At 42.1% G+C, this 12257-nt stretch carries 19 protein-coding genes; 17 read left to right on the forward strand and 2 right to left on the reverse strand.

Annotated features, from left to right (window positions below; all coding sequences use genetic code 11):
- Nucleotides 1-67: 67 nt before the first annotated feature.
- The gene (locus RM347_RS30245) at nt 68-298 is read right to left on the reverse strand and encodes a hypothetical protein (RefSeq protein ID WP_322721776.1); all 231 of its coding nucleotides are present in this window, start codon (nt 296-298) and stop codon (nt 68-70) included.
- A 90-nt stretch (nt 299-388) separates the two neighbouring features.
- Between RM347_RS30245 and RM347_RS30250 the strand changes: the two genes are divergently transcribed.
- A complete protein-coding gene (locus RM347_RS30250; protein ID WP_322721775.1) occupies nt 389-721 on the forward strand; it encodes a hypothetical protein in 333 nt (110 codons plus the stop codon).
- A gap of 289 nt (nt 722-1010) precedes the next feature.
- Here RM347_RS30250 and RM347_RS30255 read toward each other — a convergent pair whose 3' ends face one another.
- On the reverse strand, nt 1011-2003 hold the full coding sequence (locus RM347_RS30255) for a cyclase family protein (protein ID WP_322721774.1): 993 nt from the start codon (nt 2001-2003) through the stop codon (nt 1011-1013).
- Nucleotides 2004-2631: 628 nt separating this feature from the next.
- On the opposite strand from RM347_RS30255, the gene RM347_RS30260 reads away from it, so the two are divergent.
- The 16 genes from RM347_RS30260 to RM347_RS30335 all read left to right on the forward strand — a co-directional run bounded on the left by RM347_RS30260 (nt 2632) and on the right by RM347_RS30335 (nt 12252).
- The gene (locus RM347_RS30260; RefSeq protein ID WP_094345915.1) at nt 2632-2964 is read left to right on the forward strand and encodes a helix-turn-helix domain-containing protein; all 333 of its coding nucleotides are present in this window, start codon (nt 2632-2634) and stop codon (nt 2962-2964) included.
- 92 nt (nt 2965-3056) lie between these two features.
- Nucleotides 3057-3221 carry a hypothetical protein gene (locus RM347_RS30265; RefSeq protein WP_322721773.1) on the forward strand — a complete coding sequence of 55 codons (165 nt, stop codon included), beginning with the start codon at nt 3057-3059 and terminating at the stop codon, nt 3219-3221.
- 308 nt (nt 3222-3529) lie between these two features.
- Complete coding sequence (locus RM347_RS30270) at nt 3530-4135, forward strand: hypothetical protein (RefSeq protein WP_322721772.1); 606 nt, start codon at nt 3530-3532, stop codon at nt 4133-4135.
- A gap of 101 nt (nt 4136-4236) precedes the next feature.
- Entirely contained in the window at nt 4237-5142 is a 906-nt protein-coding gene (locus RM347_RS30275; RefSeq protein ID WP_322721771.1) for a hypothetical protein, read from the forward strand.
- 136 nt (nt 5143-5278) lie between these two features.
- On the forward strand, nt 5279-5833 hold the full coding sequence (locus RM347_RS30280; RefSeq protein ID WP_322721770.1) for a hypothetical protein: 555 nt from the start codon (nt 5279-5281) through the stop codon (nt 5831-5833).
- A 225-nt stretch (nt 5834-6058) separates the two neighbouring features.
- Nucleotides 6059-6343: a hypothetical protein gene (locus tag RM347_RS30285; protein WP_322721769.1), complete on the forward strand. Its 285-nt coding sequence runs from the start codon at nt 6059-6061 to the stop codon at nt 6341-6343.
- A gap of 37 nt (nt 6344-6380) precedes the next feature.
- Nucleotides 6381-6674, forward strand: coding sequence for a hypothetical protein (locus tag RM347_RS30290; RefSeq protein ID WP_428850637.1), 294 nt, complete (start codon nt 6381-6383; stop codon nt 6672-6674).
- 157 nt (nt 6675-6831) lie between these two features.
- Nucleotides 6832-7905: a hypothetical protein gene (locus RM347_RS30295; RefSeq protein ID WP_322721767.1), complete on the forward strand. Its 1074-nt coding sequence runs from the start codon at nt 6832-6834 to the stop codon at nt 7903-7905.
- A 138-nt stretch (nt 7906-8043) separates the two neighbouring features.
- Nucleotides 8044-8493: a DUF1257 domain-containing protein gene (locus tag RM347_RS30300; protein ID WP_322721766.1), complete on the forward strand. Its 450-nt coding sequence runs from the start codon at nt 8044-8046 to the stop codon at nt 8491-8493.
- Between the two features lie 2 nt (nt 8494-8495).
- Complete coding sequence (locus RM347_RS30305; protein WP_322721765.1) at nt 8496-8699, forward strand: DUF2997 domain-containing protein; 204 nt, start codon at nt 8496-8498, stop codon at nt 8697-8699.
- A gap of 94 nt (nt 8700-8793) precedes the next feature.
- Nucleotides 8794-10416: an AAA family ATPase gene (locus tag RM347_RS30310; RefSeq protein WP_322721764.1), complete on the forward strand. Its 1623-nt coding sequence runs from the start codon at nt 8794-8796 to the stop codon at nt 10414-10416.
- Nucleotides 10417-10511: 95 nt separating this feature from the next.
- Nucleotides 10512-10862 carry a hypothetical protein gene (locus RM347_RS30315; protein ID WP_322721763.1) on the forward strand — a complete coding sequence of 117 codons (351 nt, stop codon included), beginning with the start codon at nt 10512-10514 and terminating at the stop codon, nt 10860-10862.
- 48 nt (nt 10863-10910) lie between these two features.
- Nucleotides 10911-11057, forward strand: a complete 147-nt coding sequence (locus tag RM347_RS30320) for a hypothetical protein (protein WP_322721762.1) — start codon at nt 10911-10913, stop codon at nt 11055-11057.
- A 5-nt stretch (nt 11058-11062) separates the two neighbouring features.
- On the forward strand, nt 11063-11623 hold the full coding sequence (locus tag RM347_RS30325) for a WGR domain-containing protein (protein WP_322721761.1): 561 nt from the start codon (nt 11063-11065) through the stop codon (nt 11621-11623).
- Between the two features lie 87 nt (nt 11624-11710).
- Entirely contained in the window at nt 11711-11911 is a 201-nt protein-coding gene (locus tag RM347_RS30330) for a hypothetical protein (RefSeq protein WP_322721760.1), read from the forward strand.
- The gene (locus tag RM347_RS30335; RefSeq protein ID WP_322721759.1) at nt 11908-12252 is read left to right on the forward strand and encodes a hypothetical protein; all 345 of its coding nucleotides are present in this window, start codon (nt 11908-11910) and stop codon (nt 12250-12252) included. The genes RM347_RS30330 and RM347_RS30335 overlap by 4 nt, the downstream gene beginning before the upstream one ends.
- The last annotated feature ends 5 nt before the right edge of the window (nt 12253-12257 follow it).

Raw genomic sequence — 12257 nt, forward strand, 5'->3', positions numbered from 1 at the left:
CAGTTGGTAGTCACTCGATAAGTTCACCCTATCATTGCTCTGTCTATTTTTGGATCTTATTTAATCCTCAATCCTTAGGGGTAAGGTCAAATAATGCCGTCTGCTGTGGTGGTTTGTTTTCTCTCACCTTCTGCTGATATTCAAAAATCTGAGATTTCCACTTCAACAGCGCCTCAAGGCTCATTAACAGTGTCTCTGCTCTGCGTTCTGGTGTGACGGTCAAATCAGAAAATAAATTTAGCTGGTTGGGTTCCAAGGTGATTAATGGGAATGTATAAACCAGTAGATTATCCCCCACAATTCAATGGGTCAAACCTGTTAGCAGCTTACTAGAGCGATCGCAGTTTTGATTTTGGGCATTTTAAAGTAGCGTTTACTAAATACAGCTATGTTTAAAGGATTTGGTCGCCCAAAGAAAAAATCGGTACTTGAGGACAATGAACTGACCACAGGGATTGTTCAGCATCCAGTTACGGGACTTTGGCAGACATGGATATCATTTACAGGTAATGATATTCAATGTATTACCGCCCATGCGAACCCTGATGATGCTGACCGGGTAGCGAAACAGATTGCTGATGCTTGGAGTGAAGGGAAATATAAAACTGGGGAAGAGGTAACAGCTTTTATCCAATCACTGCCGACTGATGCTGTCATAGACCCATTACCCCAAAATATTGTGATGCAATTAAGTCAGCAGGCATTAAGCGCAAAGAAATAAGAAAGAGCGATTGCTCTAATAACTATTTATTTTCTAGTGCATTTCTAGCCGATTGTGGTGAAGCGATGACCGAATACTGTGAATTTGCTGCTGAGTTATTCTATAGCATTGGGTCAACTTAGGCGACTTGTGTCTGTTCTGTTGATATCTCATTTAAACAGTAATTCAGAAGACAAATTATGCCAAATTGCCAAACCCTCTGAACGTGGTTCATAATTTCAAGTTTTTCAAGCGAACGCGAGTAGGGTCTGGTAGAAAGTAATATAAGCAATAACCCAATTGCTTCATTTCACCGTACCCGTACACCCAATTTTGTATCCCAGTGCAGAGGTTTATCTGCTTTTTGCAGGGGGGACTCCGGCATTTGACCTACTGAAACGCCGTATTTCCAATTTGGCGGACAAATAGCAATGTAACGTGCATAACCTCCTAAACCACCTTTGAATTTGGGATACCCAATAGAGATCAACGCGCCTGTTTCTGGCACCTGATCTAGATTTGCAACACCCTCTGCTTGGGTATATCCATTGTTTAACAGCCAAGCTTCTCCTTCGAGTGTTGGGGTGCTGTCTGTATCCAGGGGTTCATGTCCGTGAAACAAGATATGGCGTTGTAAATGTAAGAATTTGAGAGCATCAAGACTCACCCCAGGAAATTTAGTTCTAGTAGCTAGTTCTGGATTCGGCCATGATGAAGACCAATCAGAGCGCACAAATACAACAGAGCCTTGGGGAATCGGGCCATGTTTGCGTTCCCAATCCTGAATATCTTTGACACTCAGGTGGTAATTAGGGTCTTTGGCAACTTTATCCTGAATCGGAATTACTACTAGAGGCCGAACAGCAAATGTCGCTGGTAATTCATCGATAGCTGGATAGTCAGGGTTCCAGTGAGCAGGTGGATCTAGTTGGGTTCCTAGCTGATCGGTGGATAAATGGTAATCAGTTGCTTCAAACCCATCCTTTTGGTAAGTGTATGGTGAACCTGTTTTTGGATTGATGGCAGGCACAAACTTTGATGAACCAAAACCTGACCATACAGGAATTGCTGGAGCAATCACATGAGTCAAGTCAACATATTTGGCTGACTTGAGCGACTGCTGATAAACTTGCCACAGGTCAGGCTTACGTAATGGTTGTACCGCGTTTGCAGACACCAAACCAACGCCAAACAGAACTATTAAACAAACAATTCCCTGGAAAGTTTTTTGAAATAGTTGACGCAAAAATCTATCTAGTTCTTGCAAGGGATGTGTTTGGTTACATTGTGGCAGTATCGTCATTGTGTTATTTGTTATTGCAATTGATAGCTCTAATTGTTTTACCACAAATTGCTACATTGTTTACCCTGAAGCTCTTTCGGGGTATTGTCTTTTAGAAAAAAGCTGCTATTTCATTCCTGTTTTATTGATTCCCCTACTACTCAGATGTGCCATTCAGATGTGTATTCAAAGAGCATGAAAAGCACTAGTGCGATACCTGCGGCGGGTGCTGGAGCCACCGGGGAGATCCCAATGACCACGAGGGGTTGAGCACTAGCTCCCTTTTGACCCAAGAATCCCCCGTTTTATAAACGGGGGAGTGTCAATCATAATAATATTCCTCTACTACGTAGTGCTAAATTTACCAGGTATAGAGAGTGAAGGCTGTGCAGACAATAAATTACTGCTGGTGAGAGCCATTCTTAAACCTTGCCTGGATTTTCAAAGCTAGTTAAGTAGTTTCAGATTTCGGTTTCTTATTTCTACGGCAATGAATTCTTTGTGAGTTTCACTTGGACTTGAGAAAATTAACCGTGAGAGTCTTTGAACAGGTGTTGTGTTTCTCCAGTTGACGCAGGCTGAAAGCGATCGCTTTCACCTTTGCTTGGTGTAGCCTTATGGTTGACACCAGTATATTAATAGTATTATCATGTCAACTGGCGAGCGCAGTGAAAATAAAATTAAAGTAAAAATGAATATCACAGTAGATGTAACACCCATCGCTGCGTTTAGGTGGAATGAAGAAAATGCCCAAAAACTCAGAGAGCTTAGAGAGAAAGCTGGATATAGTAGACAAAAGCTATCTGATGCTGTGGGAGTTTCTGTGGCTTATATTCAGCAGCTAGAGACTCCTCACGTCTTTATTAACAAACCAAAAAAACCAACTCAGATGACTGTTAGTACAGAAATTCTAGAGAAACTTTGTGCTGCTTTAGATGGGGATATCACTTCACTTATTTGGAACATAGATTACAACAGCTAAGATAATCGTCTACTACGCTTACCAGTTAAATATGCTTGAAAACCACTGGTGAGCGTAGTAACATAGTAATTATAACAGAGGAGACGAGTGCGATGCCTCTTTTGAAAAACAAAGAAGCGCTCAAAATTCAACCCTTACAAATCGAGTTAACGATACGAAACCACAATAACCAGCCGCCACCGGGACTAGCAGCCGGAAGCCAAAAACTTGTATTGCTCAAGCCACCGGAGATGATTCCGATGACCCACCAAGTCTAAAAACTGGTTGTAAAAAACTTCAATCTTTGCAGAACAAAGGCGATTGTGAACTCCTCAATCGCCTTTTCAATTGTTACCACGCGGCTGTACAGAGGACACGGTAACATCCCAATATTTTCTCTACAGCTTTGTGCTGTCTGGTGTTTTGACATCATCTGATACGCTTTGCCTTTGAATTACTTTATGAGGCTGCGCCAATAAAAGAGTGAGCGTTGTGCAAGCACAACGTTGTTCATGTAAATCAAAAGGCGATCGCCTGCCTGGAAAACTGTGCGATCGCCTTTCTATCCATAAGGAATCTTAAAATTATGCCACAAACAACAACTGTAACCTCTTGCGTTAAACCAGTTGAAGAACTGAGATCAGTAGAGATTTCGTTTGAAGATCACGAATTCTATGCAGGTCAAAAACTCGTAGCTAGCATTACCCACGACGATGACCTAACGCAACCTTGGATAGTGATGGTCAATGGTGAGGAGATCCACCGCGCGAACACTTTTAAAAGATGCCACAGCTATATCAGATGGCATTACCAGCGCGGAACACTGCCCATACAAGAAGAAGAAACCCCAGTCGCTACAACGGGGAATGAAATCATGGTACAGATTGCTGATGAATGCGAAAAGTACGGGTTTGAAATCCTAAACGATGGTATCTACGACCAGGAGCAAAAGCTTGGCGAAGTAGGCTGTACTAATGGTCGTTGGTGGGTTATTCGGGCAACTTCAGTGCATCAGCAGAAAATTCCGTGTGATTCTGCCCTTGATGCGGTGTGGGTATTGTCGATGGTAGAACTGACGCAACCATCTTGTAAGGAACTGCTGGATAAGCCGTTTGACGAACTCACGCCACAGGAATGGGAGCGGCTACGGGAATATCAGCCAGTTGTAGAACGGGAGTTGGTAGCGGCGTAGTTAAAGGGAAAAGGCGATTGCTGACAAGGCAGGGCGATCGCTTTTGCACCAAACTCTAATCCGAAATAGCAGCATGATACAACACGACTATTACTGATAACATGATCCAACAACCTCATGATAAATTTGCCAAACAGTTTTTAGAAGAGTTACTTTCTCCCTTTGGGGAAGTAAAAACGAATAGGGAAGTAACTGATGAAACAAGATTTGTTGATGTGTTATTTTCGCCAACACCAACATCTGCGGTTGATGCAGAAACTTTAGGATTATTGGGTAGAATAGCGGTATTAAATACTACTTTGCTAGAACCGTTTCGCAATCAACCGAATAGAACAGAAGTACGTAGTTGTCTACAGAAATTGTTCACTGTGATTGCAGACGCACAGCGTAAAGCCAATAGGGAAGACACAACAATAGCGGAGAACGAGCTAGCACAACTGTGGATTATTTCTCCCAGTGCTTCCAAAGCTCTGCTCAAGGCTTTTGAAGCTAAACTAGATTTAGACAATTGGATTAGCGGGGTGTACTTTCTGCCTGAAGGAGTAAGAGCAGCAATAGTAGCGATTAACAAGCTACCGCGAACTCCAGACACGCTGTGGTTTAGGCTGTTGGGTCGGGGAAAAGTACAAATCCAAGCAGTAAGTGAACTGGTTGCCCTTCCACCAGAGAATATTATCCGCCGTAATGTTCTAGAAATGGTTTACAGATGGCGTATCAGTGTGATGACGCAGACAGATTTAACCGAAGATGACCAGGAGTTGATCATGAACTTAACAGAAGCTTATCAAGAAGCAAGGGCTGCTGCTGTACAAGAGGGAGTAGAGCAAGAACGCCGTCAGGTTGTAGAAAATTTGTTGAGATTCCGGTTTGGTTCTGTGGATGAAGAACTCTCAAGAGTAGTTAATACTTTGTTGCAGTTATCACCAGATGACTTTGCAAGATTTTTACTGGAATTGTCTAGTTTATCTCGTGAAGAGTTGTTAGCAAGATTTAATTCACACGAATAACCTGTAACTATAAATAATTAGTAATAAAAAGCGCTTTTGTAAAATCAAGAGCGCTGTTTTATTGGCTCTACGCTTCATATATCACAATCAAACGGCTACGCCAATGCAAAAGTGAAAATGCTTTTGGTACAAACAAATGAACCCTCAAGAAACATCGGATTTACTTGCTGCCTTAATGCGCCAAGAGGAACTACTCAAGCAGTTGGTCGCTTCAATCAATAAGCCGAAACTGGGATTGCACTCTGATGCTGGCAATTGTAAAATCTACTGCAATCGTCAGCACGGAGGATTGTGGTACACACTCAATGGTGAACCAAGTGATGTCCCTCAAACTGCCTTAACTGGATATCTTAAAGAACTACGGTTTGAGAATACAGAACGCCGCAAAAAAGAAACCTGCAAGTTGCTAATAACTATACAAGCAGACCGGATGTATATCTTAGAATCCGGTTATGATACTCATTTTTCTAAAAGCTTGTTAACCGCGATCGCAACTCTTACTCCAGAACAACTATATTCTCCGATTACACTACAGCCTACTCCAGGGACAACCGATGAGAGCGTGTTGTTCTGTCGGGTGTGGGTAGAGTCGGAATTAGTCATGGCATCCTACAACGAAGAAACGAACTGGCGTGAGGTCAGTAAACAAGCAATTGCTGTAACAAAAGCTGCTCTTGAGATGGCGTTTTAGTCCTAAAGATGAAGTAAGGCAGGTAAATCCTGCCTTGTGCGTCACTAAAATCAGCTTCATTCATGAATCTAACATTGCACATCTGATTGATAAAGACATTACCAACTTATGTCTAAACTGTGACTGCAAAAGTTGTAAACAGGGCTTGAGAGACTGTAGCTATAAGTGACTCAAGCTTTGTCTACAGCTAATATGTGCTGTTCAACTATTCACAACTAATCACAGATGAGTATTACAATTGTTCACCCCAACGTCGAAAATCTGCAATCATTTTCTGACTTGTTTGACCTGGAAAAACTTTTGCAATCTGACGGGATTCTACCGTGGCTTTTAGCAAATGGTTGGAACTACGACGATGAATCTTGTTTGATTGCCAATATTATCGATGAGTCAACAAGTTTTGATGAAGTTTTGAACTCCGAAGAGTTTGATTTTAATGCTCTGTCAGATGAATCAAAGAAGAAATTGAATCAGATTATGCGTGAAAAACTCTACAGTCAGGCTGATTAAATCTGACTGTAGAGGAAAATCGATTCCACAACAAATTATGGCACACTTCACTGCTACTAAGATGGAAACAAATTTGATCAAAGTGTATGACGCGACACTGTTAAGCTCATCAAAAGTTTACCAAATTAATGGTACACATTGTCGATATTTGGGAGATGAGGGTAGCATACAACATCCACAGTATCTGTTTCTACCTCTGCCAAATCAAAGGAAAAAAGTCAGCTTTCGACTAAACCGAAATAAACTCATGACTCGCTGTTATGAAGTCGAAGGTATGACTTATAACAAGCCTGTGGTACAGGATAATTCGCAACAACTTCAGCTATTTTAAGCCATGTCAATACATAAACCACCAGTCATTAAAAGACATATTCGCCTACAAAATAGCTCTAAAAAAGTAATCTATAGAGCTACTAAAGACATTCAAATAGTCACAAAGAAAGCTTCGCTTAATTGAAAGTGAAAAATAATGATTGAGGTCAATAATCATGGTACAAGCAATCGACAACCCTATCGCTGTGAATTTCCTGACTGATGCAGTAGTCGAGCGCCACAATTTCTCACAGTTAAATAAAACCCGCATTAGATTTCGCATTCAGCTAAAGAAAAGTACAAAGTCTGCCGCACCTAAATGGGCAGATGTGCTAAAAGCTGAGGTTTCTGAAATTGAATCAGACCTCGTGAAAGTTACCAATTCCGAAGTCGGATTACGTGGAATCAAGGTATTTAAGAAGCTCGATGAAGCTGCTGCCCAATTAAGGCAAGAGATTGCTTCAGTTCAAGAGTGGATGTCTGCTGATACTGGTGATTGGATTTGTCCGATTGATTTGGCTCCACTTGTGTGGAATCAGCTAATCAATATCAGAGATAATATCGCCCCTGGTTTACGCAATCAATTAAAAGCTGATTACGAAGCGGGACTTCTTGATTATCAAGAGCGGATTGATCAGTTCCTCTCACTTAACACCTGGGAATTAGCACAGGATAAGCAAGAGTCAGTCAAAGGCAACTTGTTAAGAGCATTCCCGACTCTGACCGACCTTGAAGACTATTTGCAAGTTGTTATCGGTCGTCCGGTGATTATCCCGGCATTGTCCGAACAACTCAATCAGCAGCAAGCCGAATGCCTTGACCAGATTACCAAGTTTATTCAGCAGTATGACCAAAATCTGGAGCAACGATTAAGGGAATCTGCGATCGCTGGTGGTGAACAACTCGCCGCGCAGCTTCTCTCTGAACTAGCGGATTGGGAGCCAGGACGCAAGCCCGTACAGTTTAAAAGAAAAATGCAACGCCATCTGCTGAAAGTTCAGGTACTACTAGCAAATGCCTCACCGGAAGCTGGCAGCAGTTTAGAGGCGATGATGGCGCACTTAGATTCTATCGTTAACGATCCAGCGATTGAGTCCAAAAATCTTGGTTCTGATACGCGCAGTCTTTTACAGCAAAAAATGCAAGAGATCCGCATCAAGTTGTTAGATGAACAACGCAATTTACAATCACTTGCGACTGACGATGTGGGCTTGTCGAAAGCTACCGTTATGTCGTTCAAGTTTAGGTAAAAAAACAGTCTTGGGCGAGGGTGCATTTGTCCAAGACTAATTGCAAATGGATTTTATGTGTGGTATTCACAATAATCCAAAAAGGATATCACACTCCTACTATTTCTCAAACCAATTTGAAAGCCTTGGAGATAACTTGTGTCACATTTCTCAACTGTTAAAACCAAATTAAGCAATCATGATTGTTTGCTACAAGCACTTTTTGATTTAAATCTATCACCGCAAGTTCATCGAAATCCACAGCCACTAAAAGGATACTACGGTGGCTCTCAGGGGCAAAGTGCTGAAATCATTGTATCTGGTCGCACAATTCAAGCCCGTGCAGACATCGGTTTTAAATGGAATCAGTCAAATGGTGTGTATGACGTAATACACGATAGCTATGAGACAGTTCCAAAGTTGGGCAAAGACTTTTTCAGCAATAAATTAATGCTGGCTTATGGACAACGCATGGTGAGAGCTAAAGCTGCCGAATTACAAGAGCAGTTTGGGGAGTGTGCGATCGCACAAATTACTAACGGCACTGTACAAACTCTACGGCTGACTTTTGCCGGACATCAAGAAGTTAAGCAATATCAAAGGAGATAAATATGGAACGTTCAGTTTTGATTCATTTTGACTCGGCTACAGGTGAAGTTCGAGTGGAGGCGGAGGGATTTGAAGGGTTGTCTTGTTTGTCAGCTACCCAGCCATTTGAAGAGGCGTTGGGGGTTGTACAGGGCGAACGTGAATTTAAGCCGGAAGCTCAAACACAACGTATAACAGCAAATCATCAACAATACCAGCGCCAGTAATTAGTCACTCAGTAGTCAGTTTTTAGCGATAACTGACTACTGATTTTGTCACAATGGCTTCGCCAAAATTAATTGAAGTTATCTGAAATCTGCCATGAAACTCTTAAATCTGCTCTCCACGCTCGATTCACAAATCCCTATCACTGCTGTTGATGTGCTTTCGCCTGATGAAGCAACGATTATTCAGTGGTTGACCACAGAGGCATCTAGCAAGCTATCAAGTTCAGTGTTCTTCTGGAACCTGGGGGTATCAAACTTAGAGCAATGTTTAATTGCAGCAGATGGGGGATTGGTGTTTAAGCCAGTACCAGAGTACAAAAAGCCGCCCCAGGCTGATCCACTGTTGTATGTGTTTGATTACATTGCTAATTTTAGTGGGAATGGTGTATTTATCCTCGGAGATATTCACCCCTTTATTGCTAAGAACTCACCCCAATTGAGTTGGGAAATTTTATCCAAGGTCAAAAACCTCTACCACAGGTTAAAACCCACAGATAAACGCATTGTCTTGTTGGGTCAGAACATACAACTACACGAATCTCTAGTCAGATTGATTCCTTATTGTGAAGTCCCTTTGCCTAGTATTGACCAAATACTTGAACACATCAATTCTTATTTACACGACTTACAACAATCAGCTATTGAACAGGAATTGACTTTTACTATTTCTCTAGAGAATGCTGAAAAAGAAACTCTTTCTCGTGCAGCACTGGGTTTAACTTTAGAAGAAATCAGTGATTTTCTGCGGTTAACAGTCAAAGAAAACTTAACTAATGATGGTGTCATCGTTGATGCTGATTTCATCCCTAAAGCCGTCGAGTACAAAACTCGACTACTGTCTCAAATGGGTATCGAGTTGGGCAAACCTGCGACAATCCCATTCGGTGGACTCGATCTACTGCGTGATTGGTTGAATCGTCGCCGCCGTCTGTTTACACAAGAGGCACGAAGTCTTAGCTTACCGCAACCCAAAGGAGTGTTGCTGGCTGGCCCACCCGGAACAGGAAAATCTAACTGTGCCAAAAACATTGCAACTATACTGAATTTACCACTCCTACAACTCGACATTGCGTCCCTTTTAGGTTCACTCGTTGGCGAGTCCGAGGGCAATGTCCGCCGCGCACTTAAAACGGCCCAAGCCATTGCCCCATGCGTGTTATGGGTGGACGAGATAGAAAAAGCCCTCTCCGGTAGTGGCGATACAAGTGGAGTCAGTCAAAGGATTCTAGGCAATATTCTCACGTTTATGTCGGAATCAACCAGTGGCGTGTTTGTCGTGGCAACTTGTAATGACCCCTCAGCACTACCGTCTGAACTCAAGAGAAAGGGAAGATTTGACGAAAATTTCTTTATTGATCTTCCCACGGAGCCTGAGCGAGTCCAGATTCTAGGGATTCATCTACAACGCTTTGGCATTCACCTGGAATCGGAGTACCTCGAAGCGATCGCTGCCAACACTGCAAAGTTTTCAGGAGCAGAACTGGAAACCCTTGCTTCGGAAGCTGCTCTGCTGGCATTCGATGAGGATAGACCGCAGCAGGTAACACTTGCTGACCTCGAAGCCTGTCGTCAAACGATTACCCCGCTTGCAATTCAGGATGCGGCGGCGGTTTCTCGGATGAGGGAATGGGCATCAACCGCACGACAGGCTAGTAGTCCTGTGGTTGCAGCGAAAACTCAGTCTCTTAGAACTGCCAAATACAGAAACATGAACTGATATTAATTGCGGTTGCTCCCTAATTTTATGGGGGCAATCACACTTTTTTTTAGAAATTAACACCAGCTTCTTAATAATTAGATAGACCAAAGAAAATGGCAACAGACTTAGTTACTTATTACGGACAAACAGACTTAATCAACCAGTTGGTTGATAACTACGGCGCACACTTAGAGAGATTAGATAGAGAAACCAAACTGTTATTACGAGTAACTCTGTCTACATACATTGTTATGCAACAAGAATACACTCCAACTGAATATCCAGTTTCTACAGCCCTTGAAGACGCTTTGTGTGAGCTAGTAATCCCTGATTCTATTCCCCAGGATTTGTATGATGTCTGCTCTGTTTTAAATGGACTAACAATTCTAGAAGCGGAAACAGTACTTGAAGCTTTGCAGCATCAAATTAGATGGGGCAATGCCCAAGTAAAAAGAAGTGTTTGATTTTCAAACACCAATTCACTAATCAAATTAATTAGACCGGAGAAGGAAATGAGTCAATATCCAGGTTTTGAGGACTTTAAAAACTCTTTATTGAACAAAGATGTTCTACCACCTGCTAAACCCAAACAAGAGAGCTTTGAAACCTTTAAGAACAGGATTTTAGGTATATCTAATCCACAACCAATGGAGAAATAATCAACATGGAAATCTATTTAGTCTTTGTTGATGCTATCCGAAACAGCAATAAATTCTGGGCGGCCATTGTCGAAGATGGGAATTTAACAGTGCAGTGGGGCAGAGTCGGTTATCAAGCGCAAACCAAAGTCCACACATTAGGCAATCATCAGAGAGCCATTACTAAATTTCATAATCTCGTAGCAGAAAAAAAAGGCAAGGGCTACCGTGAAAGTCAGCCAGAGATTGATGCTAGCCGCAGTGTTGCAGACATTAGACGAGCTATTCAATTGTTGAATATTATCCGTCCGGCTGTTGCTCTCCAGAATTTTGGTGATACCTACATATCTGCTCTTAATGAATATCTGAAAATTGTCCCAACACCTTTGGGGATGCAGATAAATTATCACAGAGTTTACCGCACAGTAGCAGATATTGACTATCAGCAAGAATTACTCAATTCCTTGTTAACGACACCCGCACCAATTGCTGCTGCGGTGGCTGTTGGTCATGCTCCTGAAGCCGCAACAGAACCCAATGTAGTCAGTCTCAAGACTATCAGCAAGAACTTCTGGCGACATTTATAAGGTTCAAGAGCGTGACTGGCAAAAAGCTAGCCATGCTCTTAATTTTTCTGCCTAAACACTTATTCGCATTATCAAAGAGAAAACATTATGCCGAGAAAATCCACTCATCCCGTCCCTGCTGACCATTCCTCCTTGTGCCTACAGTATCTTCGTCGTCGTGGGGGTAGCGCTCGATTATGTCACATCAACTTCAGTCTTAGCGTGATTCAAATGTTAGTCAATCAAAGAAAAGTAAAGATTAAGAATACTGGTGCAGGGTTTTTTATTGAATTGGAGGACGCAAAATGAAAATACAGAAAGTAACTCATCAATCATCTTTGCCTTCAAACACTCGTAATAAATTAGTTCTTCGTCGGACTCGAAAAAGATTTAACCCCAGGATTTTCGTTGATCTCACCATAGAAACGACTGCGATCGCCTCTCTGCTATTAACTGGCTTTTCAGGAGTTGGAGCAATGGGATGTTGGGGAATGGAGATTATCGAAACGAATGCTAATTCCAACATAATCATCTCTGGTTGGGAGCAACAGAAAAACATCTGCCTGGGTGCAATGTTGGTCAGTTTTTCCGCTTTCTTAGGGAGTTCTTTAGTCGGAGCAAGCCTCAGTATTCAACGAGATAAATTTTAGGTGAG

Origin of the sequence: Nostoc sp. ChiQUE02 (assembly GCF_034531305.2) — a bacterium.
Lineage (GTDB): Bacteria > Cyanobacteriota > Cyanobacteriia > Cyanobacteriales > Nostocaceae > Nostoc.

Excerpts from the sequence above, each read along its gene's own strand:
- RM347_RS30290 (WP_428850637.1), top strand. The coding sequence starts at position 6,381 with ATGGCACACTTCACTGCTACTAAGATGGAAACAAATTTGATCAAAGTG.
- RM347_RS30285 (WP_322721769.1), top strand. The coding sequence starts at position 6,059 with ATGAGTATTACAATTGTTCACCCCAACGTCGAAAATCTGCAATCATTT.
- RM347_RS30315 (WP_322721763.1), top strand. The coding sequence starts at position 10,512 with ATGGCAACAGACTTAGTTACTTATTACGGACAAACAGACTTAATCAAC.
- RM347_RS30265 (WP_322721773.1), top strand. The coding sequence starts at position 3,057 with ATGCCTCTTTTGAAAAACAAAGAAGCGCTCAAAATTCAACCCTTACAA.
- RM347_RS30330 (WP_322721760.1), top strand. The coding sequence starts at position 11,711 with ATGCCGAGAAAATCCACTCATCCCGTCCCTGCTGACCATTCCTCCTTG.
- RM347_RS30335 (WP_322721759.1), top strand. The coding sequence starts at position 11,908 with ATGAAAATACAGAAAGTAACTCATCAATCATCTTTGCCTTCAAACACT.
- RM347_RS30320 (WP_322721762.1), top strand. The coding sequence starts at position 10,911 with ATGAGTCAATATCCAGGTTTTGAGGACTTTAAAAACTCTTTATTGAAC.
- RM347_RS30325 (WP_322721761.1), top strand. The coding sequence starts at position 11,063 with ATGGAAATCTATTTAGTCTTTGTTGATGCTATCCGAAACAGCAATAAA.
- RM347_RS30255 (WP_322721774.1), bottom strand. The coding sequence starts at position 2,003 with ATGACGATACTGCCACAATGTAACCAAACACATCCCTTGCAAGAACTA.
- RM347_RS30305 (WP_322721765.1), top strand. The coding sequence starts at position 8,496 with ATGGAACGTTCAGTTTTGATTCATTTTGACTCGGCTACAGGTGAAGTT.
- RM347_RS30270 (WP_322721772.1), top strand. The coding sequence starts at position 3,530 with ATGCCACAAACAACAACTGTAACCTCTTGCGTTAAACCAGTTGAAGAA.
- RM347_RS30280 (WP_322721770.1), top strand. The coding sequence starts at position 5,279 with ATGAACCCTCAAGAAACATCGGATTTACTTGCTGCCTTAATGCGCCAA.
- RM347_RS30310 (WP_322721764.1), top strand. The coding sequence starts at position 8,794 with ATGAAACTCTTAAATCTGCTCTCCACGCTCGATTCACAAATCCCTATC.
- RM347_RS30260 (WP_094345915.1), top strand. The coding sequence starts at position 2,632 with ATGTCAACTGGCGAGCGCAGTGAAAATAAAATTAAAGTAAAAATGAAT.
- RM347_RS30250 (WP_322721775.1), top strand. The coding sequence starts at position 389 with ATGTTTAAAGGATTTGGTCGCCCAAAGAAAAAATCGGTACTTGAGGAC.
- RM347_RS30275 (WP_322721771.1), top strand. The coding sequence starts at position 4,237 with ATGATCCAACAACCTCATGATAAATTTGCCAAACAGTTTTTAGAAGAG.
- RM347_RS30295 (WP_322721767.1), top strand. The coding sequence starts at position 6,832 with ATGGTACAAGCAATCGACAACCCTATCGCTGTGAATTTCCTGACTGAT.